The 26988-nt window shown below is 74.4% G+C and carries 25 protein-coding genes; 13 read left to right on the top strand and 12 right to left on the bottom strand.

The features are described 5' to 3' along the window. Positions 1–112: 112 nt before the first annotated feature. A complete protein-coding gene (locus tag ACFY0O_RS16895; RefSeq protein WP_388947446.1) occupies positions 113–1180 on the bottom strand; it encodes an Lrp/AsnC family transcriptional regulator in 1068 nt (355 codons plus the stop codon). 177 nt (positions 1181–1357) lie between these two features. Between ACFY0O_RS16895 and ACFY0O_RS16890 the strand changes: the two genes are divergently transcribed. Continuing rightward, positions 1358–3292, top strand: a complete 1935-nt coding sequence (locus ACFY0O_RS16890; RefSeq protein ID WP_388947445.1) for an ATP-binding protein — start codon at positions 1358–1360, stop codon at positions 3290–3292. Positions 3293–3695: 403 nt separating this feature from the next. Further along, a complete protein-coding gene (locus tag ACFY0O_RS16885) occupies positions 3696–4763 on the top strand; it encodes a saccharopine dehydrogenase (protein ID WP_388947444.1) in 1068 nt (355 codons plus the stop codon). A gap of 10 nt (positions 4764–4773) precedes the next feature. Here the strand turns inward: ACFY0O_RS16885 and ACFY0O_RS16880 are convergent, their stop codons facing one another. The 5 genes from ACFY0O_RS16880 to ACFY0O_RS16860 all read right to left on the bottom strand — a co-directional run bounded on the left by ACFY0O_RS16880 (position 4774) and on the right by ACFY0O_RS16860 (position 9852). Beyond that, positions 4774–5430, bottom strand: a complete 657-nt coding sequence (locus ACFY0O_RS16880; RefSeq protein WP_388947443.1) for a 1,4-alpha-glucan branching protein — start codon at positions 5428–5430, stop codon at positions 4774–4776. A 144-nt stretch (positions 5431–5574) separates the two neighbouring features. Next, a complete protein-coding gene (locus ACFY0O_RS16875; RefSeq protein ID WP_388947442.1) occupies positions 5575–6858 on the bottom strand; it encodes a GDSL-type esterase/lipase family protein in 1284 nt (427 codons plus the stop codon). A gap of 289 nt (positions 6859–7147) precedes the next feature. Continuing rightward, complete coding sequence (gene aceB, locus ACFY0O_RS16870; protein ID WP_358894926.1) at positions 7148–8767, bottom strand: malate synthase A; 1620 nt, start codon at positions 8765–8767, stop codon at positions 7148–7150. 270 nt (positions 8768–9037) lie between these two features. Then, positions 9038–9679: an NTP transferase domain-containing protein gene (locus ACFY0O_RS16865; RefSeq protein WP_388947441.1), complete on the bottom strand. Its 642-nt coding sequence runs from the start codon at positions 9677–9679 to the stop codon at positions 9038–9040. Beyond that, positions 9637–9852 carry a hypothetical protein gene (locus ACFY0O_RS16860; RefSeq protein ID WP_388947440.1) on the bottom strand — a complete coding sequence of 72 codons (216 nt, stop codon included), beginning with the start codon at positions 9850–9852 and terminating at the stop codon, positions 9637–9639. Before ACFY0O_RS16860 ends, ACFY0O_RS16865 begins: the two co-directional genes overlap by 43 nt. A gap of 90 nt (positions 9853–9942) precedes the next feature. Here ACFY0O_RS16860 and ACFY0O_RS16855 point away from each other — a divergent pair, with 90 nt between their 5' ends. After that, positions 9943–11442, top strand: a complete 1500-nt coding sequence (locus ACFY0O_RS16855; protein WP_388947439.1) for a PLP-dependent aminotransferase family protein — start codon at positions 9943–9945, stop codon at positions 11440–11442. 10 nt (positions 11443–11452) lie between these two features. On the opposite strand, the gene ACFY0O_RS16850 is transcribed toward ACFY0O_RS16855, so the two are convergent. Genes ACFY0O_RS16850 through ACFY0O_RS16840 form a run of 3 tightly spaced genes read right to left on the bottom strand, consistent with a single transcriptional unit; the run spans position 11453 to position 13753 of the window. After that, positions 11453–11809: a peptidoglycan-binding protein gene (locus ACFY0O_RS16850; RefSeq protein ID WP_388947438.1), complete on the bottom strand. Its 357-nt coding sequence runs from the start codon at positions 11807–11809 to the stop codon at positions 11453–11455. 43 nt (positions 11810–11852) lie between these two features. Further along, complete coding sequence (locus ACFY0O_RS16845; protein WP_042815756.1) at positions 11853–12482, bottom strand: response regulator transcription factor; 630 nt, start codon at positions 12480–12482, stop codon at positions 11853–11855. A 2-nt stretch (positions 12483–12484) separates the two neighbouring features. Then, entirely contained in the window at positions 12485–13753 is a 1269-nt protein-coding gene (locus ACFY0O_RS16840) for a sensor histidine kinase (protein ID WP_388947437.1), read from the bottom strand. 134 nt (positions 13754–13887) lie between these two features. On the opposite strand from ACFY0O_RS16840, the gene ACFY0O_RS16835 reads away from it, so the two are divergent. Then, entirely contained in the window at positions 13888–14982 is a 1095-nt protein-coding gene (locus ACFY0O_RS16835) for an ABC transporter permease (RefSeq protein WP_388947436.1), read from the top strand. Beyond that, a complete protein-coding gene (locus ACFY0O_RS16830; protein ID WP_388947435.1) occupies positions 14979–15689 on the top strand; it encodes an ABC transporter ATP-binding protein in 711 nt (236 codons plus the stop codon). The genes ACFY0O_RS16835 and ACFY0O_RS16830 overlap by 4 nt, the downstream gene beginning before the upstream one ends. An 89-nt stretch (positions 15690–15778) precedes the next feature. Here ACFY0O_RS16830 and ACFY0O_RS16825 read toward each other — a convergent pair whose 3' ends face one another. Then, positions 15779–16582 (bottom strand): IclR family transcriptional regulator, encoded by an 804-nt coding sequence (locus ACFY0O_RS16825; RefSeq protein WP_358894918.1) that lies wholly within the window; start codon positions 16580–16582, stop codon positions 15779–15781. Positions 16583–16917: 335 nt separating this feature from the next. On the opposite strand from ACFY0O_RS16825, the gene allB reads away from it, so the two are divergent. Both allB and alc read left to right on the top strand, forming a co-directional pair. Next, a complete protein-coding gene (allB, locus tag ACFY0O_RS16820) occupies positions 16918–18252 on the top strand; it encodes an allantoinase AllB (RefSeq protein WP_388947529.1) in 1335 nt (444 codons plus the stop codon). Positions 18253–18254: 2 nt separating this feature from the next. Further along, positions 18255–19373, top strand: a complete 1119-nt coding sequence (alc, locus tag ACFY0O_RS16815) for an allantoicase (RefSeq protein ID WP_358894916.1) — start codon at positions 18255–18257, stop codon at positions 19371–19373. 160 nt (positions 19374–19533) lie between these two features. Here alc and ACFY0O_RS16810 read toward each other — a convergent pair whose 3' ends face one another. Further along, positions 19534–20268, bottom strand: coding sequence for an SDR family NAD(P)-dependent oxidoreductase (locus ACFY0O_RS16810; RefSeq protein ID WP_388947434.1), 735 nt, complete (start codon positions 20266–20268; stop codon positions 19534–19536). 181 nt (positions 20269–20449) lie between these two features. Here ACFY0O_RS16810 and ACFY0O_RS16805 point away from each other — a divergent pair, with 181 nt between their 5' ends. Then, positions 20450–21067, top strand: a complete 618-nt coding sequence (locus ACFY0O_RS16805) for a dihydrofolate reductase family protein (RefSeq protein ID WP_388947433.1) — start codon at positions 20450–20452, stop codon at positions 21065–21067. Positions 21068–21191: 124 nt separating this feature from the next. Here the strand turns inward: ACFY0O_RS16805 and ACFY0O_RS16800 are convergent, their stop codons facing one another. Continuing rightward, positions 21192–22196 carry a Gfo/Idh/MocA family oxidoreductase gene (locus ACFY0O_RS16800; protein WP_388947432.1) on the bottom strand — a complete coding sequence of 335 codons (1005 nt, stop codon included), beginning with the start codon at positions 22194–22196 and terminating at the stop codon, positions 21192–21194. A gap of 143 nt (positions 22197–22339) precedes the next feature. On the opposite strand from ACFY0O_RS16800, the gene ACFY0O_RS16795 reads away from it, so the two are divergent. From ACFY0O_RS16795 to ACFY0O_RS16775, 5 genes are read left to right on the top strand one after another with little or no spacing between them, the layout of a single operon-like run. Next, the gene (locus ACFY0O_RS16795) at positions 22340–23350 is read left to right on the top strand and encodes a sugar ABC transporter substrate-binding protein (RefSeq protein WP_388947431.1); all 1011 of its coding nucleotides are present in this window, start codon (positions 22340–22342) and stop codon (positions 23348–23350) included. After that, positions 23347–24384 (top strand): ABC transporter permease, encoded by a 1038-nt coding sequence (locus tag ACFY0O_RS16790; protein ID WP_388947430.1) that lies wholly within the window; start codon positions 23347–23349, stop codon positions 24382–24384. The genes ACFY0O_RS16795 and ACFY0O_RS16790 overlap by 4 nt, the downstream gene beginning before the upstream one ends. Then, positions 24381–25238, top strand: coding sequence for an ATP-binding cassette domain-containing protein (locus tag ACFY0O_RS16785; RefSeq protein ID WP_388947429.1), 858 nt, complete (start codon positions 24381–24383; stop codon positions 25236–25238). The genes ACFY0O_RS16790 and ACFY0O_RS16785 overlap by 4 nt, the downstream gene beginning before the upstream one ends. Then, positions 25235–26395, top strand: a complete 1161-nt coding sequence (locus ACFY0O_RS16780; protein WP_388947428.1) for an ROK family glucokinase — start codon at positions 25235–25237, stop codon at positions 26393–26395. Before ACFY0O_RS16785 ends, ACFY0O_RS16780 begins: the two co-directional genes overlap by 4 nt. After that, complete coding sequence (locus ACFY0O_RS16775; RefSeq protein WP_388947427.1) at positions 26392–26982, top strand: hypothetical protein; 591 nt, start codon at positions 26392–26394, stop codon at positions 26980–26982. The genes ACFY0O_RS16780 and ACFY0O_RS16775 overlap by 4 nt, the downstream gene beginning before the upstream one ends. Positions 26983–26988: the final 6 nt, after the last annotated feature.

Genomic DNA, 26988 nt, shown 5'->3' with positions numbered 1-26988 from the left:
TCCGGCGGGCGTGCGGCGGCGCGTACGTCACCCACTGCGGGTGTGGCGTACGCGCCGGCGCCCGCCCGCCGGAGGCACCCCCGCTTCCGGCGGTGGTGGTCCCGGGTCCCGATCAGGTCCGGTCCACCACCCCCGGCGCCGGGTCCGTCCAGATGTCCGGCCGGACCGTCCGCACCCGCCGCCCCGTCTGGTCCAGCTCCTGCGCCTCCGACTTGCGCACGTGCAGCGCCACCGCGGAATCGGTGATCCGCAGCCCCGGCAGCCGCCGTGACAGGTCGGCCGTGTAGCGCGCCAGCCCCTCGATGGTGCGCAGCCGGGCGCTGATCATGAAGTTCCAGGTGCCGCTCACCGACATGCAGGTCCGCGTCTCCCGCAGCCCCGCGGCCACCGCCGCGCAGTCGGCCACCTCGTGCTCGCGCACCTCCGCCCACAGGGTCGCCGACACCGGCCAGCCGGACAGTCCCGAGGCCATCGCACAGCTGTAGCGCAGGCCCTGCCCCGCCTCCAGCCGCCCCAGCCGGCGCCGTACCGTCGACTCGCTCATCCCCGACTCCCGCGCCAGCGCGGCCACGCTGCGCCGCCCGTCCGCGGCCAGTGCCATCAGCAGCGGCCGGTCCTCCTCCGGTACCGGGGCGACCGGCGGAGCCACCGCCCCCGGCGCTCCCGGCGCCCGCCGGGTGCGCCCGGTCAGGAGGGCGGCCTGCGCCGGGGAGAGGTGGTCCATCCGCCAGCGGTCGGGGGCCGAGTGCACCGCCGTGACCATCGAGGACCGGGTTCCGGTCACCCCGGGGATCCGCTGCACCCGGAAGGACAGGTAGCGGAACAGCATGTGCAGGTCCGGCACGGCCACGAAGGCCAGCAGATCCCGGCCGCCCGTGGTGTGCTCCACCCCCATCGTGTGCGCGTCGCCGACCAGGGCCGTCCCCACCGCGGGGGAGGTCCCCGCCGCGCACATCACCTCCACCCACGCCATACAGGGCGCCTGGCTGCCCGTCCGCAGCCCCAGCCCCGACACCCAGGCCTCCCCGGCGGACGTCATCCGCTCCCAGCGCCGGGCCAGCGTCTCCGGGCGCGCACCCAGGACCGGCGCCAGCCGCTCCCAGCTGGCGCGGGGCGCGAGCTGGAGGGCGTGCACCAGCGCACGGTCGGTGTCGTCAATGGTGGAAATGGCCGAGTTCATACTTACCCCTGGCGGTTTTCCCGGCCCCGGACCGGTTAACCGGACTTTCGACTGATCATCTCTCTTCGTGTGCCGAACCGCCGCACCGGACGCCGTGCGGAGGGGACGGACGTGCGCAGCCCCAGGACAGCAGCGGGAGGACGTATGGGCGAGCCGGGTTCGAGCGCGCCTCAAGCGGTGCCCGTCGAGCTGTCCAGCCTCGTCGGCCGGGCCGCCGAAGTGGCCCGCGTCCTGACCCTGCTGGCCACGGAACGCCTGGTCACGCTCACGGGCCCGGCCGGAGTGGGCAAGACCCGGATCGCCGTCCGCGCCGCCCGCGAGCTGTGTGGCGGGCGCGGCGCCGACGTCGTGTGGGCCGGCGCGTCCCGGCGGCGCTCCGCCGGCGCCGAGGCCCTGGCCGACGAGCTGGGCGCGGGGCTCGAAGGGCGCGAGGCGCTGCTGGTCCTGGACGGCTGCGAACAGCTCGGCGACCTGGCCGGGGAGCTCGTGGGGGAGCTCCTGGGGCGGTGGCCGGGGGTACGGATTCTGGCCACGTCGCAGCGGACCCTCGACGTGCCGGGGGAGGCGCTGCTCGCCGTCGGCCCGCTGGCCCTGCCCGCCGCCCCGCAGGACCCCGACGCACCGGGCGCGGTGGCCGAGGTGGCCCTGTCCCCCGCCGTACGGCTCTACACGGAGCGGGCGCGGGGGGCCGACCCGCGCTTCGAGCTCACCGAGCACAACGCCGGGGCCGTCGCCGCCCTGTGCCGCGCCCTCGACGGGATCCCCGGCGCACTGGAGCTCGCGGCCGTGCGGACGCGCGGCCACGGCCCCGCCGAGGCGCTGCGCCGGCTGACGGCCGACCCGCTGGAGTTCTTCGCCGGCGGCCCGGGCAGGGCGGGCGGGGCCGACGCCCTGCGCCTGTGCCGGCTGGCCGCCCCCGGGGAACGGCTGCTGTGGGAGCGGCTCTCGGTCTTCGCGGGCTCCTTCGACGAGGCCGCCGTCGCCGAGGTCTGCGGGTTCGGCGCGCTCGGCCCGCGGGCCGCCGTCCAGACCCTGCGGCGGCTGGCCCCGGCCCTGCTGGCGGAGCCCGGGTACGCGGGCCGCTACCGGCTGCCGCTGACCGTACGGGCCTACGCGGCCCGGCGGCTGGCCCGCGATCCGCTCGGGGACGGGCCGACCGCCGTCCGCCGCCACCACGAACGCTGCCGGGTCATCGCGGAACGCGCCGCGCAGCTGTGGCGGTCGGGGGCGCAGCTGGAAGCCCGGGCCCTGGCCCTGCGGGAACTGCCCGAGCTGCGCCTCGCGATGGACCCCCGGGGGCCGGCCGGGGCGGCGGGCGCGATGGAGATCGCGGTGTCGCTGTGGTTCCTCTGGTCGGCGTGCGGGCTGGCGGAGGAGGGACGCGGGCACCTGGAACGGGCCCTGGCCCCGCACCCGGAGCCCCGCCCGGCCCGGGCCCTGTGGCTGGCCGCCTGGCTGGTGGCGAGCTTCGGCCAGGCGGAGGCGGCCGATCCGCTGCTGGTGGAGGCCTGGGCCACGGCCGTGCAGGAGGGGGAGGACACCGTCCTCGCCTACCTCGCGCACGTCCGGGGCACCGTCGCCCTGTGGCGGGACCGGCCGGAGGAGGCCGGCGACGAGTACCGCGAGGCCCTCGAACTGCTGCCGGCGGAGCCCGAGTACGGGCCGGGGCGGCGGGCCCTGGAGGCGGGCCTCGCCATGGCCCTCGCGTACACCGACCCGGCGGCCGTGCCCTTCGGCTCCGGGGCGTCCGACGGCTCCGACCCCTGGGCCCGGTCCTGGGCCGGCTACGCGCAGGCCCTGCTCCAGCGCCGCCAGGGCCGCCCGGCGCTGGCCCGTACCTGGCTGCTGCGCTCGCTGGAGACCCAGTTCGCGCTGGGCGACCGGCTGGGCCAGGCCCTGTCGGTGGAGCTGCTCGCCCAGCTGGAGGTCGACCTGGGCCGCTACGAGCCGGCCGCCCGGCTGCTCGGCGCCGTCGCCGGCCACCGCCCGGCCTCGGCCTGCCCGCCGCGCGCGGAGCGGCTCCTGCGGCTGCGGCTGACCCCGGAGGACCTCCGCGCCGCCTACGCGGAGGGCGCCCGGACCCCGCTGCGGGAGCTCCTCCCGGAGCTGTGAGCCGCTCCCGGGGCCGGCCCCGGGAGCGCCGGCCGGCGCCGCCGGTGCGGAGCCGGGGCTGAGGGTTGGCCGGGGTCCGTCCTGGGCCGGTGCGGAGCCTGAGGGCTGCTCGGGGTCCGTCCTGGGCCGGCGCGGAGCCGACCCCGAGGGCCGGCCAGGCCCCTCGTGCGGCCGGTGCGGAGCCGGGGCTGAGGGTCGGTCGGGGCCCCTCGTGCGGCCGGTGCGGAGCCGGGGCTGAGGGTCGGTCGGGGTCCGGTCTGGGGCCGGGGTGGATCCGCGGGGCACGGGGTGCCAGGGGGCCCGGAGTTGCCGGCCCGATGCGGCGTACGGCGTAAAGGACGCGGAAAGACATCGCTTGAGCGCTGGCTCGCCCCACCCCTCTGACCGGACAGGTGGTACAGCGATGGCCGAGACCCCGCAGCTGTGGATGCGCAGCGAGACCCGACCCACCGAACGGCGCGCGCCCCTGACCCCCGACGACGCCGGGCTCCTCGTCCGGCGGGGCGTGCGGATCACCGTGGAGGACTCCGGCCACCGCGTCTTCCCGCTCGACGCCTACGCCGCCGCCGGCTGCCGCACCGTCCCGGCCGGCTCCTGGATGCGGGCCGCGCCCCGGACGGCGTACGTCCTCGGCCTCAAGGAGCTCCCGCCCGCGCCCGAGGCCCTGCACCACCGGCACGTCTACTTCGGGCACGCCTACAAGGGCCAGCCCCAGGCGCCCGGACTGCTGCGCCGGTTCGCCGCGGGCGGCGGGACCCTGCTCGACCTGGAGTACCTGGCCGACGCCCAGGGCCGGCGCCTGGCCGCCTTCGGCTACTGGGCCGGTTACGCGGGCGCCGCCCTCGCCGCCCTGCACGCGCGCGGCCGGCTGACCGCCCCCCTGGTCCCGACGCCCCGGCCGGAGCTGGACGCCCGCCTGCGGGACGCGCCGGCGGACGGGTTACGCGCCCTGGTGATCGGCGCGGGCGGCCGCAGCGGGCGCGGCGCCTGCGACGCCCTCACCACCGCCGGGATCGCGGTCACCCGCTGGGGGCGCGGTGCCACCCGCCGGCTGGACCGGGCCGCGCTGCTGGACCACGACATCCTGGTCAACGCCGTCCTCACCACCCGGCCCGTACCGCCGTTCCTGACCCCCGCCGACCTGGAGACCGGGACCGGCCGGCTCTCGGTGATCGCCGACATCACCTGTGACACCGGATCAGAGCTGCACCTGCTCCCGGTCTACGACCGCCTCACCGACTGGACCTCCCCGGCCCGCCGGCTGCGCGGCGGCACCCGCCCGCTCGACGTGATCGCCATCGACAACCTGCCCTCGCTGCTCCCGGCGGAGGCGGCCCGCGCCTTCTCGGCGGACCTGCTGCCCAAGCTCATCGACCTGCACTCCCCGGCCCCGGACCCGGACTGGCTGCGCTGCCGGGCGGCCTTCACCTCGGCGATGGAGGCCCTCACCGGCCCGGACCGCGCGGCGTAGGGATCGTCCCTCAGCCTTCCCGCAGCACGGCGACGGCCCCGCGCGCCCGCGTCCCGTCGGGCAGTTCCCACTCGGCGGTGACACGGCCGAGCGCGCCGGGGTCGCCGGTCCGGCCGGCCTCCAGCACCCGCACCACTTCCAGGTCGCCGAGCCGCCGCCCGCCCGCCTCCACCACGAGACGGGTGCCCTCCGGTCCGTCCTCCACGGCCACCGCCGCCGCCCCGGCGGGCAGGGCGCCCTCGCCTGCCTCGGGGACGACGGTCGGGTCGGGGGCCCCGGTCACGCTCTGGTGCTGCGGCTCCGCCTCGCCCCGCAGGAGGGCGATCAGCCGCTCGGTGAGCACCGGGTCGTGGGCGCCGTCGTAGATCCAGCGGGTCCCCAGCACCCCGTGCTCGGAGGTCCCGACGAGCCCCTCCTCGGCCCCTTCGAGCGGGGCCCCGCGGTAGGTCAGCGGCACGAGGTAGGCGACGGGCTCCGCCGCCGACGCGTCGGTGACCACCACGAACTCGATGCCCACCTCGCCCGCGGGGTCGTCGATCCGGAACCCGCCGGCCCGGGCCAGCTCGGGTGCCGTGGAGGCGCCGGTGTACCAGGGGCGGGAGGGGAGCCAGCCCGCGAGCAGCTCCAGCTTGCCGGGGTTCATGGTGGTGCGGTGGATGACGGCCATGTCAGGTCAACTTCCTTCGGTGGTCCGGGGTTCCCCGAGGGGGCGTGCGCTCACGGCCTGATCATGTCAGCCGAGAGCCCGCTCCCCTCGGGTTGTCAGCCGATCATGTCAACTGAGCGCCGGCCCCCTCGGGTTCCCACCGCATCACGGAGCGGACGTCAGGTACATCCCGCTCTGGTCGCCACCGGCGGTGTTCTTGCAGCTGGAGGCGGAGTCCGCGGGCTGCGCCACGGCCAGCGCCAGGCAGCGGCCGACGGCCAGCTGGCCGAAGTAGTTCGGGTGCATGGACTCCTGGATCAGGCCCTGGGTCTCGTTGTTGTCGATCCAGCGGGCCCACTCGCTGGTCTTCGCCGACGCGGGGACCGTCGAGGTGACCTGCTTGCTGGCCTTGGCGCAGACCTCGCGCCCCTGCATCATGTCGCGCAGGTCCAGGAACTGGGTGCCCTTGGCGGCCGCGACCTGCTGGAGGCGGCCGGCGAGCTGCGGCACCAGGGAGTCGCGGGCCCAGTCCGAGTCACGGTTCCAGAAGGGACAGCCACCGCTGTTGAGCCGGCTCCAGTCGCTCTGGGTGTACCGGTTCTCGGCGCCGCGCGGGATCGGCGAGGGGTAGGACTGGAGCACGATGCGGTACGAGGAGTCGGCGTACCCGGCCCCGCGCATCACGGCCCGGATCTCGTCGACGGACTTCCCGACGTTCGCCATCACCCCGTCGATCTTCGCGTCGACGGCCGCCTGCTGGTCGTCGTAGCAGTACGAGCCCCAGAGCACGAAGTCCATCGCGCACTCCTTGATGATGTCGGCGAACCCGAGATCGTTCCCGCCGACGGAGAGCGCGATGACCTTCACGTTGCGGCTCGCGGCCACGGCCGCCAGCTGGTCGGCCTGTGGGGCCTCGCCCTTGTAGGACACGCCTCCGTTGGAGGCCCGGAAGACGTTCTCCGAGGTCGCCCCGGAGCAGGCGAGGTTCACGGCCGTCTCGGCGACCGCGCCCGCGCTCAGCACCTCGGCCGAGTCGGAACGGTCGCAGCCGCCCGCCGTGCCGCCGTATACCTTCGCGGGGTCGTAGGTACTGGCACTGACCCACGCCCGGTCGGTGCCGTTCCTGCTCCCGCTGTTGGTCAGGCTGTTGCCCTTCCAGCGCCCGGCCTCGCCGGAGATGTAGCTGTCGCCCATGGACACGACGGCGGTGGGCCCGGTCCCGGGCCCGGCGGCGGCCGTTCCGGCCCCGCCGACGAGCAGCGCGCCGGCGGCCAGCGGTACGACCATCCCGGCCCCGGCCAGTCGCCGCACACGACGCCGGACGGCGGTGTCCTTGTCGGCCTTGCGGAATCCGATCACTGCGGAACTCCTGCGGTCGGCCACGCCGAAGTCGGGAACAACTCCGGGGCGTGGCTTGGAAAGTGGGGGTACCGCCGGCGCCGGTGGCATCGGAAAGGTGGCACGCGCCCACTTGTTACCGCTAGGTACAGTCGGATTACGATGACGTAACGCCCGACCGGTCGGTCGGGCAGGCAGGGGCCCCGCGGAAGCGGTCCGGAGCGGACCCGGGCCCGGGTGCGGCAGTTGGCGGCGGGCGCACGGTTTCGCACCCGCGCACGGCGCGCCCCCGATCGGCAAACGGCCGCGCGCCCGGGGAACGACTCCGCCCCCGGGGCCCGTGGAGGGCGGCGGGGGCGGAGGGGGTCGGCTGCTGTGCGGTTCAGCCGATGTGGGGGTGTCAGCCGGTCAGCTGGTCGTACGCGGGGAGGGTCAGGAAGTCCGCGTAGTCGGCGTCCAGGGAGACCTTGAGGAACAGGTCGTGGGCCTGCTGCCACTTCCCGGCCGCGAAGGCCTCCTCGCCGGCCTCGGCGCGGATCGCGGCGAGTTCCTCGGCGGCGAAGGCGCGCGTCAGTTCGGCGGTGGCGCGCTCGCCGTTCTCGAAGACGACTCCGGCGTTGATCCACTGCCAGATCTGGGAGCGCGAGATCTCCGCCGTGGCGGCGTCCTCCATGAGGCCGAAGATGCCGACGGCGCCCAGGCCGCGCAGCCAGGCCTCGATGTAGCGGATGCCGACCTGGACGGCGTTGCGCAGGCCCTCGTAGGTGGGCCGGGCGTCGAGGGAGTCGATCGCGATCAGGTCGCCGGGGGCGACGGCCACGTCCTCGCGGAGGCGGTCCTTCTGGTGGGGCTTCTCACCCAGGACGGCGTCGAAGGAGGCCATGGCGATCGGGACCAGGTCGGGGTGGGCGACCCAGGAGCCGTCGAAGCCGTCGCCGGCCTCGCGGTCCTTGTCGGCCTTGACCTTGGCGAAGGCGACCGCGTTGGCCTCGGCGTCCTTGCGGGACGGGATGAAGGCCGCCATGCCGCCGATGGCGTGCGCGCCGCGCTTGTGACAGGTGCGGACGAGCAGTTCGGTGTAGGCGCGCATGAAGGGGGCCGTCATCGTCACCGCGTTGCGGTCCGGCAGGACGAACTTCTCGCCGCCGTCGCGGAAGTTCTTGACGATCGAGAACAGGTAGTCCCAGCGGCCCGCGTTGAGACCGGAGGCGTGGTCCTTGAGTTCGAAGAGGATCTCTTCCATCTCGTAGGCCGCGGTGATGGTCTCGATCAGGACGGTCGCGCGGACGGTGCCCTGCGGGATGCCGACGTAGTCCTGGGCGAAGACGAAGATGTCGTTCCAGAGGCGGGCCTCCAGGTGCGACTCCGTCTTCGGGAGGTAGAAGTAGGGGCCCTTGCCCAGGTCGATCAGGCGCTGGGCGTTGTGGAAGAAGTACAGGCCGAAGTCCACGAGGGAGCCGGAGGCCGGGCCGCCCTCGAAGCTGAGGTGGCGCTCCTCCAGGTGCCAGCCGCGCGGGCGCATGACGACCGTGGCGAGCTCGGCGTTGGGCTTGAGGGCGTACGCCTTGCCGGTGCGCGCGTCCGTGAAGTCGATGCGGCGCTCGTAGGCGTCGATGAGGTTGAGCTGGCCGAGGACCACGTTCTCCCAGGTGGGGGCCGAGGCGTCCTCGAAGTCGGCGAGCCAGACCTTGGCGCCCGAGTTCAGGGCGTTGATGGTCATCTTGCGGTCGGTGGGACCGGTGATCTCCACACGGCGGTCGTTCAGGGCGGCCGGGGCCGGCGCCACCTTCCAGTCGCCCTCGCGGACCTGTGCGGTGTCCGGGAGGAAGTCGAGCGTGGAGGTGCGGGCGATCTCGGCGCGCCGCTCGCCGCGTCGGGCGAGGAGCTCGGCGCGGCGGGGGGCGAACCGCCGGTGGAGCTCGGCCACGAAGGCGAGGGCCGCATCCGTGAGGACTTCGTCCTGCCGGGGCAGGGGCTCGGCGTCGACGATGGCCAGCGGGGACGGCGCTGGTGCGGACATATCTGTCACTCCTTCAGCGGCGGTGCCTTGCGGCCGCGGGGAATGCTCGCGCGAGACGGCACGCAGTGCCGTCGGGTGTGGAGAGTTCCGGTTAACGGTCGCGGGCGCCGTCTGGGGGTTCGGGCGCTTCTGACCAGTGGATAGTAATTTCCTCATGGTGGAAGTTCAATGGTTTGTTGATGTCGAGATTCTCTGAGTCGACAGATTCCGGTCGCCCGTGGCCCTCAGTGCCATGGCGGTCACTGCCCGCTCCGGCGGCCCCGGCCCGGCTCAGACCAGACGCGCCAGGTCGGACGGGGTGTCGATGTCGAAGGCGGCCGCGACGTCCCCGCACTCCACCAGCATGAGCTCGTCCGCGTGGTTCTTCAGGTGGACCCGCGCCCCCTGGTCCCCTGTCGCCGTCGCCGTGATGTCCGCCCAGCGGTCCGCCCCGAACAGCACCGGATGCCCGCGCTCCCCGTCGTACGCGGCCGCCGCCAGGCTGGCCGGGGACCGGTAGGCGGCCCGCACCCGGGCCACGGCCTCCGGCCCGATGCCCGGCTGGTCCACCAGGGAGACCAGCGCCGCGCCGGCCCCGGTGCCGGCCAGCGAGGCCAGGCCCACCCGCAGGGAGGAGCCCATGCCCTCGGCCCAGTCCGGGTTGTCCACCACCACGCACCCCGCCAGGTCGGCGCGCTCCCGGACCTCCGCCGCGGAGGCGCCCAGCACCACGTGCACCGGTCCGCAGTCGGCCTCGCGCAGCACGCGGACGGCGTTCTCCACCAGCGGACGGCCGCGGTACGGGAGCAGGGCCTTGGGGCGCCCCCCGAGCCGCCTGCCGCCGCCGGCCGCCAGGAGCAGGCCCGCGATCACCGGGGGCGCGCCCGTGTTCACCGGGGGAGCGGACTGGGGTGTGTGTTCGACTGCTGACATGGGAGCGATTCTCGCGCCCCCGTCGCCCGTACGGGTGAGTGCCGCGCGAGCAGCCGCCGTACGGAGGCCAGCGCGGCCCCGATCCGCAGCGGCTCGGAGATCCGGTTCTCGGCGGCCGCCAGCAGCGCCCGCTCGTCACGGTCGGTGAAGGCGGTGGACATGTCGTACGGCATTTTCCGGACTCTCCTTGCCAATCGAGGGCCAATACAGGGAGTCTGGTCCCGGATTGGCCTGGCCGGCAGAGCCAATCAGGGGAGGTTGGCATGGCGAACGGGCGAGAGGTCCACAGAGTGGTCCATACGGCCGACAGGACCGTCGGCAGCCGGCAACTGGCGGCGATGCTCCCGGCCGAGGTCCTGGCCCGCCCCGGCTACCGGTCCCTCGCCGACGCCGTCCGCACCCTGATCCTCGACGGCCGGATCGCCCTGCACGTGCGCCTCCCCGCCGAACGCGAGCTCGCCGAGGCCGTCGGCGCCAGCCGCGCCACCGTCACCGGCGCCTACGACCTGCTGCGCGAGAGCGGCTACGTCCGCAGCCGCCGCGGTTCCGGCACCTGGACCGAGCTCCCCGAGGGACACGGCCCGGTCGGCGCCCACCTGCTGGTCGGCGGGGTCGGCGGCCGGGCCGACGGGGAGCCCGGCATCGACCTCGCCATCGCCGCCATGGGCGCCCCCGCCGACAGCTTCGCGGAAGCCCTCACCTGGGCCGTCCCCCGGCTGCCCGCCCTCGCCCGCGACCCCGGCTACCACCCCTTCGGCCTGCCCGACCTGCGCGCGGCCGTCGCCGACCGGTTCACCCGGCGCGGGCTGGCCACCCGCCCCGAGCAGATCCTGGTCACCGCCGGCGCCCAGCAGGCCTTCGCCCTGGTCGTCAGCCTGCTCTGCCGGCCCGGCGACCGGGTCGTCACCGAGAGCCCCACCTACGCCAACGCCCTCGACGCCCTGCGCCACGCCCGGCTGCGCACCGGCTCCGTCCCCGTCTCCGACGCGGGCTGGGACATGGAGACGGCCGAGTCCACCCTCCACCAGACCGTCCCGCGGCTGGCGTACACCATCCCGGACTTCCACAACCCGACCGGCGCCCTGATGCCCGAGGAGCACCGGCTGCGGCTGCTGGCGGCGACCCGGGCAACCGGGACCTGGCTGGTGGTGGACGAGACCATCGCCGACATCGCCCTGGACGTGCCCGCCCCCGCCCCGCTGGCCTCGCTCGCCCCGCGCTCCGGCGCCGACCACGTGATCACCATCGGCTCGCTGAGCAAGACCCACTGGGGCGGGCTGCGGGTGGGCTGGATCCGGGCCACCGCCAAGCTCGTCAACGAGCTGACGGCGGTCCGGGTGTCGGCCGACATGACCGGCTCCGTCCTCGACCAGGTGGTGGCCCTGCCGCTGGTGGAGGGCCTCGACCGGGCCCTGCCCCGGCGCCTCGCCGAGCTGCGGGTCCGGCGGGCGGCCCTGGTGGGCTCGCTGCAGCGGCACACCCCGGAGTGGTCCTGGCGGCTGCCGCCGGGCGGCCTCTCGCTCTGGGTCGACCTCGGCGAGCCCGTCAGCTCCGCCCTCGCCGAACGGGCGGCCGCCGCCGGGGTGCGCATCGGCCGGGGCGCCCGCTTCGGCGTCGACCCCGGCACCTTCGAACACCGGCTGCGCATCCCGTACACCCTGCCGCCCGACCGCCTCGACGAGGGCGTGCGCCTCCTCGCGGCGGCCTTCCACGACGGGGTGCCGCTGGCCCCGGCGGTGGACCGGCCCTACTGGGTGGCGTAGCCGCGGCGGCTCAGCTGTGCCGCAGCTCCGTCCAGGTCGCGGCGTCGACCACGCCGGTCCCGGGCAGGCCCCGGCGGTCCTGGAAGAGCCGGGTGGCCGCCTCGGCGTCCGGGCCGAAGACGTCCCGGGGCTCCTCCTCGGTGTCCTGCAGCCCCGTCCAGAACCCGAGCAGGCAGCGGGCCTCCATCACGGTCCGGCCCCTGTCGCCCCGGGTGACAGGGGGCGGAGGGGTCCGGCCGTCGAAGCCGCAGGACAGCCCGGTGAGTTCGGGCTCGGTGCCGGCCGCGGAGGCCGCGGCGGCGGAGCCCAGGAGGAGGGATACGGTCAGCGCGGCCGAGGCCGCGGCGCGTGTCAGTAAGGAATTCATGGTCCAGACCTTAATGATCATGACGACGCGGCAAAAGCGATATTCACGGCGTGCGGATCAGCCGGCGGGTGGCGGCCGCCGCCACCGCCGCCGTACGGGAGTCCACGCCGAGCTTCGCGTACACGTGCACCAGGTGGGACTTGACCGTGGCCTGGCTGAGGAAGAGCCGCTTGGAGATCTGCTGGTTCGACAGCCCGTCCGCGACCAGCTGGAGCACCTCCAGCTCCCGCTTGGTCAGCGCCTCCGCCGGGGTCCGCATCCGGTCCATCAGCCGCAGCGCCACCGCCGGGGCCAGTGCCGACTGGCCGGCCGCGGCCGTGCGGACCGCCGCCGCGAGCTCCTCCGGCGGGGCGTCCTTGAGCAGGTAGCCCGAGGCCCCCGCCTCCACCGCCGCGAGGATGTCCGCGTCCGTGTCGTACGTGGTCAGCACCAGGACCCGGGGCCCGCCCGGCCGGGCGGTGATCGCCGCCGTGGCCGCCGAGCCGTGCATGCCGGCCCCGAACTGGAGATCCATCAGCACCACGTCCACCGGCTCCGACGCCGCCAGCTCCACGGCCCGCTCCGCCGTCGCCGCCTCCGCGACCACCGCGAAGTCCGGTTCCGTGTCCAGCACCGCGCGCAGCCCGGCACGGACGACCGGATGGTCGTCGGCGAGCAGCAGCCGGATGGTCATCGTCAGGCCTCCAGGGGCAGCGGCAGGGTGACGGCCACGGCGGTGCCCTGGCCCGGGTCGGACTCCACGGTGAACAGCCCGCCCAGCGACTCGGCCCGCGCCCGCATCGCGGGCAGGCCGAAGCCGCCGTCGCCGGACGGGGCGGAGGCGGGGTCGAAGCCGCGGCCGTCGTCGACGACGTCCAGCGTGACCGAGGTGTCCATGAAGGTCAGGGTGATCCCCGCCCGGTCCGCCCGGGCGTGCCGCACCACGTTGGCCAGCGCCGACTGCGCGATCCGCAGCAGAGCCACCTCGTACGGGGTGGGCAGCTCGCGCGGGACGCCGCTGACCGAGAACCGCACGCGCGGACCGGGCGCGCCCGAGCACAGCCGCTCCAGGGCCCCCGCCAGCGAGCCGTGCTCCAGGTCGGGGGGAGCCAGCGCCCGCACGAACCGGCGCGCCTCGGCGAGGTTCTCCTGCGCGGCCTCCCGCGCCCGCCCGATGTGCGCGAGCGCCGCCGCTACGGCACCGGCCGAAACGTCCCCGCCCGCGCCGCCCGCGCCGCCCGCCCCGGCAGACCCTGCGGGGTCGGGCGTCGGGGGCGGGGGGTCCTCCGACAGGGCGCGCTCGGCGGCCCGGAGCAGGAGGTGGATCGAGGACAGGCCCTGCGCGAGCGTGTCGTGGATCTCCCGGGCCAGCCGCTCCCGCTCGGCGAGGATCCCCGCGCCCCGCTCGGCGACGGCCAGCTCGGCCCGGGTGGCGATCAGCTCCTCGATCAGCTCGCGGCGCCGCTCGCTCTCCCGGTACAGCGCCTGGTAGCCCAGCACGGTGGCCACCGCCACGGCCCCGCCCAGCAGCGGCCCCAGGAAGGCCCCCGGCGTGACGGAGCCGCTGTGCCCCAGGAACCCGCCGATCGCCGCGCAGGCCGTCACCGCGACCGCCGCCAGCGCCCAGCGCAGCCGCAGCAGGTGCAGCTCCAGGAAGTACAGCGGGAACGCCAGCCACAGCCCGTCGGGGGACAGGACGAGCAGGGCGCCCCACACCCCGCCCATCCCCGCCAGCCACGCCCCGGCGGCGCGGGCCGACCGCCCGACCGCCGGGGCCCGTACCCCGGCCGCGTACGCGGCGGCCAGCAGGGCGCAGACGGCGACCACCCATCCGGCCCGGGGCGCGGAGCCGGTGACGGCCCGGGCGGCGGCCAACGCGAGCAGCCCCGCGAACAGGGCGTGCAGGCACAGCCGCAGGACGCGGGTGACGGGGGTCAGGGGGCGGGAGGGTGCGGCGGAGGACATCGTCCGACCAGCGTAAGCGGGCCGCAGGGGGCACCGGTCAACCGAAAGTTCGATATCGGAATGCCTCCTTCGATACCAGGATCCCTCCCGTGGCGCGATGCCCCGGGCCCGGGCGGACGACCAAGGTGGGGGACATGTTCGTCGCATGGAGAGATCTACGGTTCGCCAGGGGCCGCTTCGCCCTCATGGGCTCGGTCGTCCTGCTGATCACGCTGCTGGTCGGCCTGCTGTCGGGGCTCACGTCCGGTCTGGCCCGGGAGAACATCTCGGCCGTCACCGGGCTGCCCGCCTCCCGGCTGGCCTTCGCCCTGCCGCCCGGGGACCAGAAGGTGTCCTTCACCAGCTCCCAGCTGCCCGAGAGCGCCTGGCAGGCCTGGCGCGGGCGCCCCGGCGTCAAGGCCGCGGAGCCGCTCGGCATCCGCACCACCAACGCCCTGGCCGGTGAGCGCACGGCCGCAGTCTCCCTCTTCGGCGTCGAGCCCGCCGGCCGCCTCGCCCCGGCCGGGACGGGGCTGGGCCCGGGCCGGGCCGTCCTCTCCGAGAAGGCCGCCAAGGAACTGGGCGGGCTCACCGCGGGGGACCGGTTCCGGGCCGGGCCGCTGGAGCTGACCGTCGCCGCCGTCTCGGGCACCGCCGCCTACAGCCACACCCCGGTCGTCTGGACGGACCTGGGCGACTGGCAGCGCGCCGGCAACCCCGGCACCTCCTCCACCGCCACCGCCACCGCCACCGTCCTCGCCCTCGACGGCTCCGGCAACGTGGACTGGGCCGCCGGCGACGAGGCGGCCGGCACCCGCAGCCAGACCGTCGACGAGGCCCTCGGCGCCATAGGGTCCTACCAGGCCGAGAACGGCTCGCTCCAGCTGATGCGCGGCTTCCTCTTCGCCATCTCCGCGCTGGTCATAGGGGCCTTCTTCACCGTGTGGACCATCCAGCGCAGCGCCGACATCGCCGTGCTCAAGGCGCTGGGCGCCTCCACCCCGTACCTCCTCAAGGACGCCCTCGGCCAGGCCGTCGTGATGCTGGCCCTCGGCACCGGGGCCGGCACCGCCCTCGCGTCCGGGATCGGGGCCCTGATCAGCGGCGGGGACGTGCCCTTCGTCCTCGACGCCGCCACCGTGCTGGCCCCCGCCGGGATCATGATCGTGCTCGGTGCGCTGGGCGCGGCCCTGTCCATCCGGCGGATCACCGCCGTCGACCCGCTGACCGCCCTGGGGAGCGCCCGATGACCCTCTTCCTCCACGACGTCACGCTGACCTACCCCGACGGCGACGGCCGCCTGACCGCCCTCGACGCGGTGGAGCTGGAGGTGCCCGCCGGCACCCTCACCGCGATCGTGGGGCCCTCGGGATCCGGGAAGTCCAGCCTGCTGGCCGTCGCGGCCACCCTGGTGACCCCCGACTCCGGCCGGGTCCTCGTCGCGGGCCGCGACACCGCGCGGCTGGGCGCCGCCGAGAAGGCGGCCCTGCGCCGCGAGGAGATCGGCATCGTCTTCCAGCAGCCGAACCTGCTGGCGTCGCTGACCGCCGCCGAGCAGCTCCAGGTGATGGCCCACCTCTCCGGCCGCCCCGCCCGGCAGCTGCGCCGCCGGGCCCTGGAGCTGCTGGACGCGGTGGGCCTGGCCGACAAGGCCGACAAGCGCCCCCACCAGCTCTCCGGCGGGCAGCGCCAGCGGGTGAACATCGCCCGCGCCCTGATGAACGAGCCCTCCGTGCTGCTGGTCGACGAGCCCACCAGCGCCCTGGACCACGAGCGCGGCGCGGCCGTCCTCGACCTGCTGGTCACCCTGACCCGCGAGCGCTCCACCGCCACCGTGCTGGTCACGCACGACCACGCCCACCTGGACCGGATGGACCGCACGGCGACCATGACCGACGGCCGCCTCACCCACGGCGCCCGGCCCGCCGAGCCCTCCGCGGCCGCCCCGGCGGCCTGACCCGGCCCACCCGGGCCCGCGCACGCGAGAGCCCCGGCCGCCCCCCACAGGGGGAGGGGCGGCCGGGGCTCTCGTACGCGCGGACTCCCCTAGGCGGGGGTCTGGCTCTGCAGGGCCACCGACAGCTCCGCGGCCACGCCCTGCAGGATCGGCACGAAGGACTCGGCCACCTCCTGCGTCACCCGGCCTGCCGGTCCCGAGATCGAGATCGCGGCGGCGGTCGGCGAGTTCGGCACCGACACGGCCAGGCAGCGGACCCCTATCTCCTGCTCGTTGTCGTCGACCGCGTACCCCGCCCTGCGGACCTGCTCCAGCGCCTCCAGGAAGCCCTCGGGCGTGGTGATGGTCTTCTCGGTCGCGGCCGGCATCCCGGTGCGCGCCAGCAGGGCCCGTACCTCCTCGGCCGGGGTGTGGGCGAGCAGCGCCTTGCCCACGCCGGTGGAGTGCGGCAGGACCCGGCGGCCGACCTCGGTGAACATGCGCATGGAGTGCTTGGACGGCACCTGGGCGACGTAGACGATCTCGTCCCCGTCGAGCAGGGCCATGTTGGCGGTCTCGCCGGTCTCCTCGACCAGCCGGGCGAGGTAGGGGCGCGCCCAGGTGCCCAGCAGCCGCGACGCGGACTCGCCGAGGCGGATCAGGCGGGGGCCGAGGGAGTACCGTCGGTTGGGCTGCTGCCGGACGTAGCCGCAGGCGACGAGGGTGCGCATCAGGCGGTGGATGGTGGGCAGCGGCAGGCCGCTCGCGGCGGAGAGCTCGCTGAGACCGACTTCGCCCCCGGCGTCGGCCATCCGTTCGAGCAGATCGAAGGCGCGCTCGAGGGACTGGACGCCACCGCTGGCGGCGGTGGGCTTGGCGGAAGCGTCGGTGGTGCTGGCGCTGGACGTCGGCACGGCGCGGTCCTTTCGGTGCTGGCAGGCAAGGGAGCAGCCTACCGGTCGGTCGACGTCGGCCCTAGAGCCGGGCCTCGGCCGTCCCCGCCGGTCAGAGGCGGTTTGTCCTGGTGGCGGACGTCCTCGGAAGTTACCGGCCCGGGGGCCGGTGGTGGTAGCTACATTCTGGATAGTGAAATCTTAATTCCATCTCGTGGAAACATCCAATTGCGGTGCCTACGCGTCAGCGGTCCCTCCGGGCACTCTTGACTGGCCCCGGATCGGGATGGAGACTCCGTCAACAGAACGTTGAATTTCGCTCTGTGGAAGTAGATGGGGAGGTTCCGGTGGCCGACGTGCCTGTGGAACTGGTACTGCGCTCGACGCGCGTCATCACCCCCGAGGGGACGCGCGCCGCCTCGGTGGCCGTCGCCGGCGGGAAGATCGCGGCCGTGCTGGCGTACGAGGCCGAGGTACCGGCCGGGGCCCGGCTCGAGGACTTCGGCGACGACGTCCTGCTCCCCGGTCTCGTGGACACCCACGTCCACGTCAACGACCCGGGCCGCACCGAGTGGGAGGGCTTCTGGACGGCGACCCGCGCGGCCGCCGCCGGCGGCATCACCACCATCCTCGACATGCCCCTCAACTCCCTGCCGCCGACCACCACGGTCGACAACCTCCGCGTCAAGCAGGAGGTCGCCCGGACCAAGGCGCACGTGGACGTGGGCTTCTGGGGCGGCGCCCTGCCCGACAACGTCAAGGACCTGCGCCCGCTGCACGACGCCGGGGTCTACGGCTTCAAGTGCTTCCTGTCGCCCTCCGGCGTGGACGAGTTCCCGCTGCTGGACCAGGAGCAGCTGGCCACCTCCCTCGCCGAGATCACCGGCTTCGGCGGCCTGCTGATCGTGCACGCCGAGGACCCGCACCACCTGGAGTCCGCCCCGCAGAACCCGGGCCCCAAGTACGCCGACTTCCTGGCCTCCCGGCCCCAGGACGCCGAGAACACCGCGATCGAGAACCTGATCGCCCAGGCCAAGCGGCTGAACGCCCGCGTGCACGTCCTGCACCTGTCCTCCGCCTCCGCGCTGCCGCTGCTCGCCGCCGCCAAGGCCGAGGGCGTGCGGATCACGGTCGAGTCCTGCCCGCACTTCCTCACCCTCACCGCCGAGGAAGTCCCGGACGGCGCCACCGAGTTCAAGTGCTGCCCGCCCATCCGCGAGGCCGCCAACCAGGACGTCCTGTGGGACGCGCTCGCCGACGGCACCATCGACTGCATCGTCTCCGACCACTCGCCGTCCACCGCGGACCTGAAGACCGGTGACTTCGCCACCGCCTGGGGCGGCATCTCCTCCCTCCAGCTGGGCCTGCCGGCCATCTGGACCGAGGCCCGCCGGCGCGGCCGCACCCTGGAGGACGTCGTCCGCTGGATATCCGCCGCCCCGGCCGCCCTCGCCGGACTGGCGCAGAAGGGCGCCATCGAGGCCGGCCGCGACGCCGACTTCGCCGTCCTGGCCCCCGAAGAAACGTTCACCGTGGACCCGGCCGAACTCCACCACCGCAACCAGGTCACGGCGTACGCGGGCAAGACCCTGCACGGCGTCGTGAAGTCCACCTGGCTGCGCGGCACGCGGATCGCCGACCACGGCACCCCGACCGAGCCCACGGGCCTCCTCCTCGAAAGGCAGAACTGACAGTGGCGATTGAATCCTTCACCGGCAACGCGAACCCGTACGGGGGCGGCGACCCGTACGCGGACTACCGCACCGCGGACTTCCCGTTCACCCAGTACGCGAACCTCGCCGCCCGTGAGCTGGGCGCCGGTGTCATCGCCGCCAACGACGAGTTCTTCGCCCAGCGCGAGAACCTGCTGATCTCCGAGGCCGCGCACTTCGACCCCGAGGACTTCGGCCACAAGGGCAAGGTCATGGACGGCTGGGAGACCCGCCGCCGCCGCGGCGTCTCCGCCACCCAGCCCTGGCCGACCCCCGAGGACCACGACTGGGCGCTCGTACGCCTGGGCGCCCCCGGCGTGATCCGCGGCATCGTCGTCGACACCGCCCACTTCCGCGGCAACATGCCGCAGGCCGTCTCCGTCGAGGGCACCAACTGGGAGGGCGCCCTGGCGCCGACCCCGGAGGAGCTCCTGGGCGACGACGTGAAGTGGACGACCCTCGTCGAGCGCACCCCGGTCGGCGGCCACGCGGCCAACGGCTTCGAGATCGCCGTGGAGCAGCGCTTCACCCACCTGCGCGTCAACCAGCACCCCGACGGCGGCATCGCCCGCCTGCGCGTCTACGGCGAGGTCCTGCCGGACCCGAAGTGGCTCGCGGCGCTCGGCTCCTTCGACGTGGTGGCGCTGGAGAACGGCGGCTCGGTCCAGGACGCGTCCAACCGCTTCTACTCCCCGCCGACCAACACCATCAACCCGGGCCGCTCCCGCAAGATGGACGACGGCTGGGAGACCGCGCGCCGTCGTGACAACGGCAACGACTGGATCCGCTACCAGCTCGTCACCGAGTCCGAGATCCGCGCCGTCGAGATCGACACCGCGTACCTCAAGGGCAACTCGGCCGGCTGGGCCTCGCTGTCCGTCAAGACGGGCGAGGAGGGCGAGTGGACGGAGTTCCTGCCGCGCACCCGCCTGCAGCCCGACACCAACCACCGCTTCGTGCTGGACACCCCGGCGGTCGGCACGCACGTCCGGATCGACATCTTCCCGGACGGCGGCTTCTCCCGCCTGCGCCTCTTCGGCTCGCTGACGGAGAACGGCGCGGCCGCCCTGGCCGCCCGTCACCAGGAGCTGGGCGGCTGATCAGGCCCGCCTCCGACCCGCCCCGGGGGCCGACACCCCCGGGGTAAGGAAGACGCCGACGGGGCGCACCACTTCGGTGGTGCGCCCCATCGGCGCCTGCCGGGCCCGGGCCCGGCGGGGGCGGCAGCCGCACCGCAGCCCGCACGCCCGGCCCCGAGGGCTACGCGGCGTGGCCGCCGTCCACCGAGAACTCCGCCCCGGTGACGTACCCGGCGTCCGGTCCCGCGAGGAAGGACACCATCGCCGCCACCTCCTCGGCGGTGCCGTAGCGCCCGAGCGCGGTCAGCTCCCGCTGCGGGTCCGCGTACGGTCCGTCGGCCGGGTTCATGTCGGTGTCCGTGGGCCCCGGGTGGACCAGGTTGGCGGTGATGCCGCGGCCGCCGAGCTCCCGGGCGAGGGCCTTCGTCAGGCCCGTCATCGCCGCCTTGCTCATCGCGTACAGCGTGCCGCCCGGGCCGGGGACCCGCGCCACCATGCAGCTGCCGATGGTGACGATCCGTCCGCCGGGGCCCATGTGCCCGGCCGCCGCCTGAGCGGCCAGGAACGCGCCCCGGACGTTGACGCCGAGGACCCGGTCCACATCGGCCGCGCCGAGCGCCTCCACCGGGCCGAGCACGCCCACGCCGGCGTTGTTGACCAGCACGTCGAGCCGTCCGAGGGTGCGGACGGTCTCCTCCACCGCCGTCCGCGGGCCCTCGGGGGCGCCCGCGTCGGCCCGTACCGCCAGGCCCCGTCGGCCGAGCGCCTCGATCCTGCCGACCACCTGTGCCGCGGCCCGTGCGCCGTCCACGTAGGTGAGCGCCACGTCGAAGCCGTCCTCGGCCAGCCGCAGCGCGGTGGCCGCCCCGATCCCCCGGCTGCCGCCCGTCACCAGAGCCACCGTGTCGCCGTTCATTCCCGTTACCTCCCGGAGCAATTGGTTGCGGGTTCAATCAAATCTCGGCGGGCCCGGTGGCGCTGGCGGGAATCCGACCCCGCGTTCACGCGCGCCGCGGCGACGAGTTCCCGGGCGCCCGGGAGTCTGGAACAGGACAGGACAGGACCGGACAGGGCACCGACACGAGGAGCGCCGACCCATGGGCAAGCTGACCCTCACCACCTTCCTCACCCTCGACGGGGTGATGCAGGCCCCCGGAGCGCGGGCGGAGGACGACAGCGACGGCTTCGCCTACGGGGGCTGGCTCGCCCCCCACGCGGACGCGGGCATGCAGGAGTTCATGGAGGAGGTCTTCGGCCGCGCCGGAGCCTTCCTGCTCGGCCGGCGCACGTACGAGATCTTCGCCGCGTACTGGCCGCACCACGACGACCCCGCCAGCCCGATCGCGCACCGGCTGAACCGGCTGACGAAGTACGTCGCCTCCACCACCCTCAAGGAGCCCGCCTGGGGGCCGGCCGCCGTCCTGGACGGGGAGCAGCTCCAGGCGGAGGTCGTGCGGGCCAAGGACGCCACCGAGGGGGAGCTCCAGGTGCACGGCAGCGGGCGGCTCGCGCAGTGGCTGCTCGCGCGGGACCTGGTCGAGGAGCTGAACCTGCTCGTCTTCCCGGTCTTCCTGGGCGCGGGCCGGCGCCTGTTCCCCACCGGCGGGCTGCCCACGGCCTGCGAGCTGACCGCCTCGCGCACCACCGCCAGCGGCACCGCCATCCACACCTACCGCCCCACGGGCCGGGCCCCCTTCCGCGACTTCGAGGCCTGAGCCGGCCGGCCTGGGGGCGGCGCGCGGCGGGCTGAGCCCCGGCGGGCCCGCCGACGGGGCGATTGGCCGACAATCGCCTCATCCGGATTTGATCACCGGGCCTACTGTGACCCGCATGCCCGCCCTACAGGTCCGGGAGCTCCTCCAGCCGTACCGGGCGCCGCTCCCGGCGCGAGCGCTCGCACGCCTCCGCCACCCGGAAGGCGGCCAGTGCCTCCCGCCCGTCGCACGGATTGGCCCCCTCGCCGCGCACCAGTCGCACGAAGGCCGCGAGCTCCGCCTCGTAGGCGGGGCCGAACCGCTCCAGGAACCCGGACCACGGCTTGCTCGCCGGGGGCGGGCCGTGCGGCTCCGTCGAGGCGATCGGCGTCCGGTCGTCCAGCCCGCAGGAGACCTGGTCCCGTTCCCCGGCGAGCTCCATCCGCACGTCGTACCCGGCGCCGTTGCAGCGGGTGCCGGTACAGGTCGCCAGGGTCCCGTCGGCCAGGGTCAGGACGGCCGCCGCCGTGTCGACGTCACCGCTCTCGCGGAAGACGGCCGGCCCGGCGTCCGAACCGGCCGCGTACACCTCGGCGACCTCCCCTCCGGTCACCCAGCGCGTCATGTCGAAGTCGTGCACCAGGCAGTCCCGGTACAGGCCCCCGGAGGCGGCGAGGTAGGCGGCGGGCGGCGGCGCCGGGTCGGCGGTCATCGTGCGGACGGTGTGCAGCCGCCCCAGGGCACCCGAACGGACCAGCTCCCGCGCGGTCCGGTACCCGGCGTCGAAGCGGCGCATGAAGCCGACCTGGAGCACACCGCCGGCGGCGGCCACCTCGCGCAGCACCGCCAGGGTCCGCGCCAGGTCGGGGGCCAGCGGCTTCTCGCAGAACACCGGCAGCCCGCCGCGCACCGCCCGGACGACGAGACCGGCGTGCCCCTCGGTGGAACAGGCCACGACCAGCGCGTCCACGCCCCAGGTGAACACCTGGTCGACGGAGGGCGCGGCGGTCGCGCCCAGCCGCTCCGCGAGCCGCGCGGCCCGCCCCGGTTCGGCGTCGGCCAGCAGCAGCGAGCCGGCATCCGGGTGGCGGGCCAGGGAGGCCGCGTGGAAGGAGCCGATCCGGCCCGTTCCGATGAGCCCGATGCGCATGCACTCAACGTGACCCCGTACGGGGGACCTGTCAATCCGCTCCCGCACGCCCCGATGACCCTTCATGGTCCACTGTGGCGGATACTGGGCGGCTGACACCGGAAATGACCGATTCATGACGGACGAGGGAAGGGCACGGGGACGTGGCTAGGGTTCGGACAGGGGTACGCGTCGTCGGCGCCGTGCTCGCGGCGGTACTGGGGGCCTCCCTCGCGGGCTGCAGCAGCACGGGCGGCAAGCGTGCCGAGGAACGGGCGAAGGCCGCGGAGGCGGGCCGGCCCGCCGTGTCCACGCCGCGCTGGACCTTCGCGATGGTCACGCACGCGGGCGACGGCGACACCTTCTGGGACATCGTGCAGAAGGGCGCCAAGGAGGCGTCGGCGAAGGACAACATCAACTTCGTCTACTCGCACGACGACCAGGCGCAGCAGCAGGCCCAGTTCGTGCAGAACGCCATCGACCAGAAGGTCGACGGGATCATCGTCAGCCTCGCCAAGCCCGAGGCCCTCAAGGACGTCGTCGGCAAGGCGGTGAAGGCGGGCATCCCCGTCATCACGGTCAACTCCGGCTCCGCCCAGTCCGCCGCGTACGGGGCGCTGGCCCACATCGGCCAGGACGAGGAGATCGCCGGCGAGGCCGTCGGCACCGAGATGACCAAGCGGGGCCTGAAGAAGGCGGTCTGCGTCCTGCACGAGCAGGGCAACGTCGGCCACGAGCAGCGCTGCGCCGGGGCGAAGAAGACCTTCGGCGGCAGCCTGGAGAACCTCTACGTCGAGGGCACGAACATGCCCTCCGTCCAGGCCGCCATCCAGGCCAAGCTCCAGGCCGACCCGTCCGTCGACGGCATCCTCACCCTGGGCGCCCCCTTCGCCCCCACCGCCGTCAAGGCCAAGGAGGCGGCGGGCAGCAAGGCCGAGGTGGACACCTTCGACCTCAACGAGTCCGTCGCCCGCGACCTGAAGTCCGGCGCCCTCGGCTTCGCCGTGGACCAGCAGCCCTACCTCCAGGGGTACGAGGCCGTGGACCTGCTGTGGCTCTACCGCTACAACGGCGACGTGCTCGGCGGCGGCCGCCCGGTGCTGACCGGACCGCAGATCGTCACCGCCGACCAGGTCGCCAAGCTGGAGCCGTTCATCAAGCGGGGCAGCCGATGAGCACCGCCGCCCCCGCCGCCGACGAGCGGCTCGCGCCCGTCTCCTCCGTGCGCCGGCTGCTGGGCCGCCCCGAGCTGGGCGCGGTCGTCGGCGCCGCCGCCGTCTTCGTCTTCTTCTCGTTCGCCGCCGACAGCTTCCTGAAGGCCGCCAGCCTCAGCACGGTCCTGTACTCGGCCTCCACCATCGGGATCATGGCCGTCCCGGTGGCCCTGCTGATGATCGGCGGCGAGTTCGACCTGTCCGCCGGCGTCATGGTGACCACCTCGGCGCTGTTCAGCTCGATGTTCAGCTACCAGATGACCGCCAACGTCTGGGTGGGCGTCGGGGTGTCCCTGCTGGTCACCCTCGCCATCGGGTTCTTCAACGGGTTCATGCTGACCCGCACCAGGCTGCCCAGCTTCATCATCACGCTCGGCACCTTCCTGATGCTGACCGGCCTGAACCTCGGCTTCACCAAGCTGATCAGCGGCACCGTCTCCACCAAGACGATCGCCGACATGGAGGGCTTCCCCTCCGCCCGCGCCCTGTTCGCCTCCCAGTGGAACGTCGGCTCGGTCACCCTCAAGGTCACCATCCTGTGGTGGCTGGCCCTGGTCGCCGTCGCCACCTGGATCCTGCTGCGCACCCGCGCCGGGAACTGGATCTTCGCCGTGGGCGGCGGGGCCGACGCGGCCCGCGCCACCGGCGTCCCCGTCGTCAAGACCCGCATCGGCCTCTACATGGGCGTCGCGCTGTGCGCCTGGATCTCCGGGCAGCACATCCTCTTCTCCTTCGACGTCGTCCAGTCGGGGGAGGGCGTCGGCAACGAGTTCCTGTACATCATCGCGGCCGTCATCGGCGGCTGCCTGATGACCGGCGGCTACGGCTCCGCGATCGGCTCGGCCGTCGGCGCGTTCATCTTCGGCATGGCCAGCAACGGCATCGTCTACGCCCAGTGGAACCCCGACTGGTTCAAGTTCTTCCTCGGCGCCATGCTGCTGCTCGCCACGCTGCTCAACGCATGGGTCCGCAAGCGGGCGGAGGCACGGTCATGAGCGAGCCCCTGGTCAAGCTGACCGGAGTCAGCAAGTACTACGGCAGCATCCGCGCCCTGCGCGACGTCTCCCTGGAGGTGTCGGCCGGCGAGATCACCTGCGTCCTCGGCGACAACGGCGCCGGCAAGTCCACCCTCATCAAGATCATCGCGGGGCTGCACCGGCACGACGCCGGAACCTTCGAGATCGAGGGCGAGGAGACCGTGCTGGCCAACCCGCGCGCCGCCCTCGACCGCGGCATCGCCACCGTCTACCAGGACCTCGCCGTCGTCCCCCTGATGCCGGTCTGGCGGAACTTCTTCCTCGGCTCCGAGCCCACCCGGGGCCGCGGCCCCTTCCGCCGCCTCGACGTGGCCCTCATGCGCGAGACCACCCGCGCCGAGCTGCTGCGCATGGGCATCGACCTGCGGGACGTGGACCAGCCGATCGGCACCCTCTCCGGCGGTGAGCGCCAGTGCGTGGCCATCGCCCGCGCGGTCCACTTCGGCGCGAAGGTCCTCGTCCTGGACGAGCCCACCGCCGCGCTCGGCGTCAAGCAGTCCGGCGTGGTCCTCAAGTACGTCGCCGCGGCCCGCGACGCCGGCCTCGGCGTGGTCCTCATCACCCACAACCCGCACCACGCCCACCTGGTCGGGGACCGCTTCGTGCTCCTCAAGCGCGGCACCATGGCGGGCAGTCACACCCGCGACTCCATCACCCTCGACGAGCTCACCCGGCAGATGGCCGGGGGCTCCGAGCTGGAGGAGCTGAGCCACGAACTGGAGCGGGTGGCAGAATCAGCACCGGACACCCCGTCCGGCTCCCTCCCCGCCACCCCCGCCACCGCCTCCGACAGGGACGACACGACTCGATGACCACCTACCGGGACTTCTCGCTCACCCCCCGCGGGTCGGCGCGAGGCACCGTCCTGCGGACCATCGGGACCCGTGAGCGCCGCTCCCACCTGACCGCCCCGCGCGTCCCGACGGTCGGCATCGACATCGGCGGCACCAAGGTGATGGCCGGCGTCGTCGACGCCGACGGGGTCATCCTGGAGAAGATCCGCGCCGAGACCCCCGACAAGTCCAAGAGCCCCAAGGTCGTCGAGGACACCATCGTGGAGCTGGTCCTGGACCTCTCCGACCGGCACGACGTGCACGCCGTGGGCATCGGCGCTGCCGGCTGGGTCGACGCCGACCGCTCCCGGGTCCTCTTCGCCCCCCACCTGGCCTGGCGGGACGAGCCCCTGCGCGACGCCCTCCAGGCCCGGCTCGCCGTCCCGGTCATGGTGGACAACGACGCCAACACCGCCGCCTGGGCCGAATGGCGCTTCGGCGCCGGCCGCGGCGAGGACCACCTGGTCATGATCACGCTGGGCACCGGCATCGGCGGGGCCATCCTGGAGGGCGGCCAGGTCAAGCGCGGCCGCTACGGGGTGGCCGGCGAGTTCGGCCACATGCAGGTCGTCCCCGGCGGACACCGCTGCCCCTGCGGCAACCGCGGCTGCTGGGAGCAGTACAGCTCCGGCAACGCCCTGGTCCGCGAGGCGCGCGAGCTGGCCGCCGCCGACTCCCCGGTGGCGCACGACATCATCGCCCGGGTCGGCGGCAACGTCCACGAGATCACCGGGCCGCTGATCACCGAGCTGGCCCGCGAGGGCGACGCCATGTGCGTCGAGCTGCTCCAGGACATCGGCCAGTGGCTCGGCGTCGGCATCGCCAACCTCGCCGCCGCCCTCGACCCCTCCTGCTTCGTCATCGGCGGGGGCGTCAGCGCCGCCGACGACCTGCTCATCGGCCCCGCCCGGGACGCCTTCCGGCGCCACCTCACCGGCCGCGGCTACCGCCCCGAGGCCCGCATCGCCAAGGCCGAGCTGGGCCCCGAGGCGGGCATGGTCGGCGCCGCCGACCTCGCCCGGCTGGTCGCCCGCCGCTTCCGGCGCGCCACCCGCCGCCGGGTCGAGCGCCACGAGCGCTATGCGCAGTTCGGCCGGCGCGGCGCCGCCGGCCCCGAGGACCAGGAACAGCCGTGACTCCGCCCGCCCTGCCCCGCCAGGCCTCTTCGCCCGAGGCCGGCGGCGACCGGCCGCCCACCGCCGCGGAGCGGCGCCGTACCGTGCGCCGGCGCTGGATCACCGCGATCGTCATCCTGCTGCTCGTCGGCGTCCCGGCCGGCTACCTGGCCATCTCCGCCCAGCAGAGCCGCGAGAGCGGCCGGGACAAGGCGGCGCGGGTCGGCGCCGTCAAGGTCCGCCCGGACTGGCCGTCCAAGGTGCAGCGCAGCATCTACGAGGTGCCGATCCCGATGATGGCCTCGCACGTCGGCTACCTGGAGACCAACAACTGGCACACCAGCCGGCTGTACGTCCAGTTCCAGGTCACCCCCCAGCAGCTGGACACCTTCCTGGCCGACATCGGCACCAGCGTCGGGGCCCTGACCCCCGGCGTCTCGGTCTCCGAGCGCGACGCGCACGTGGCGGGCTGGAGCTGGAGCCCCGCGCACCAGTGGTCCGGGACCACCCTGGAGGCCCAGGACCCGCGCCCCACCCGGGACGTCACGGTCGACTTCACCAACCCCGACGCCCCCCGCGTCTACGTGGTCTCCACCACCGTCCCGTAGTCCGCG

This window comes from Streptomyces sp. NPDC001594, assembly GCF_042893675.1.
Classification (GTDB): Bacteria; Actinomycetota; Actinomycetes; order Streptomycetales; family Streptomycetaceae; genus Streptomyces.
The sequence above is the reverse complement of the archived record's forward strand: the minus strand, read 5'-3'. Positions and strand labels throughout refer to the sequence as shown.

What these genes read in the sequence shown, in the direction of transcription:
- ACFY0O_RS16780 (WP_388947428.1), top strand. Translation starts at nt 25,235, where the DNA reads ATGACCACCTACCGGGACTTCTCGCTCACCCCCCGCGGGTCGGCGCGA.
- ACFY0O_RS16880 (WP_388947443.1), bottom strand. Translation starts at nt 5,430, where the DNA reads ATGGCCGTCATCCACCGCACCACCATGAACCCCGGCAAGCTGGAGCTG.
- ACFY0O_RS16845 (WP_042815756.1), bottom strand. Translation starts at nt 12,482, where the DNA reads ATGACCATCCGGCTGCTGCTCGCCGACGACCATCCGGTCGTCCGTGCC.
- aceB (WP_358894926.1), bottom strand. Translation starts at nt 8,767, where the DNA reads ATGTCCGCACCAGCGCCGTCCCCGCTGGCCATCGTCGACGCCGAGCCC.
- ACFY0O_RS16885 (WP_388947444.1), top strand. Translation starts at nt 3,696, where the DNA reads ATGGCCGAGACCCCGCAGCTGTGGATGCGCAGCGAGACCCGACCCACC.
- ACFY0O_RS16785 (WP_388947429.1), top strand. Translation starts at nt 24,381, where the DNA reads ATGAGCGAGCCCCTGGTCAAGCTGACCGGAGTCAGCAAGTACTACGGC.
- ACFY0O_RS16800 (WP_388947432.1), bottom strand. Translation starts at nt 22,196, where the DNA reads ATGCGCATCGGGCTCATCGGAACGGGCCGGATCGGCTCCTTCCACGCG.
- ACFY0O_RS16830 (WP_388947435.1), top strand. Translation starts at nt 14,979, where the DNA reads ATGACCCTCTTCCTCCACGACGTCACGCTGACCTACCCCGACGGCGAC.
- ACFY0O_RS16835 (WP_388947436.1), top strand. Translation starts at nt 13,888, where the DNA reads ATGTTCGTCGCATGGAGAGATCTACGGTTCGCCAGGGGCCGCTTCGCC.
- ACFY0O_RS16840 (WP_388947437.1), bottom strand. Translation starts at nt 13,753, where the DNA reads ATGTCCTCCGCCGCACCCTCCCGCCCCCTGACCCCCGTCACCCGCGTC.
- ACFY0O_RS16850 (WP_388947438.1), bottom strand. Translation starts at nt 11,809, where the DNA reads ATGAATTCCTTACTGACACGCGCCGCGGCCTCGGCCGCGCTGACCGTA.
- ACFY0O_RS16855 (WP_388947439.1), top strand. Translation starts at nt 9,943, where the DNA reads ATGGCGAACGGGCGAGAGGTCCACAGAGTGGTCCATACGGCCGACAGG.
- ACFY0O_RS16865 (WP_388947441.1), bottom strand. Translation starts at nt 9,679, where the DNA reads ATGTCAGCAGTCGAACACACACCCCAGTCCGCTCCCCCGGTGAACACG.
- ACFY0O_RS16805 (WP_388947433.1), top strand. Translation starts at nt 20,450, where the DNA reads ATGGGCAAGCTGACCCTCACCACCTTCCTCACCCTCGACGGGGTGATG.
- ACFY0O_RS16860 (WP_388947440.1), bottom strand. Translation starts at nt 9,852, where the DNA reads ATGCCGTACGACATGTCCACCGCCTTCACCGACCGTGACGAGCGGGCG.
- ACFY0O_RS16875 (WP_388947442.1), bottom strand. Translation starts at nt 6,858, where the DNA reads ATGCCACCGGCGCCGGCGGTACCCCCACTTTCCAAGCCACGCCCCGGA.
- ACFY0O_RS16790 (WP_388947430.1), top strand. Translation starts at nt 23,347, where the DNA reads ATGAGCACCGCCGCCCCCGCCGCCGACGAGCGGCTCGCGCCCGTCTCC.
- ACFY0O_RS16895 (WP_388947446.1), bottom strand. Translation starts at nt 1,180, where the DNA reads ATGAACTCGGCCATTTCCACCATTGACGACACCGACCGTGCGCTGGTG.
- ACFY0O_RS16810 (WP_388947434.1), bottom strand. Translation starts at nt 20,268, where the DNA reads ATGAACGGCGACACGGTGGCTCTGGTGACGGGCGGCAGCCGGGGGATC.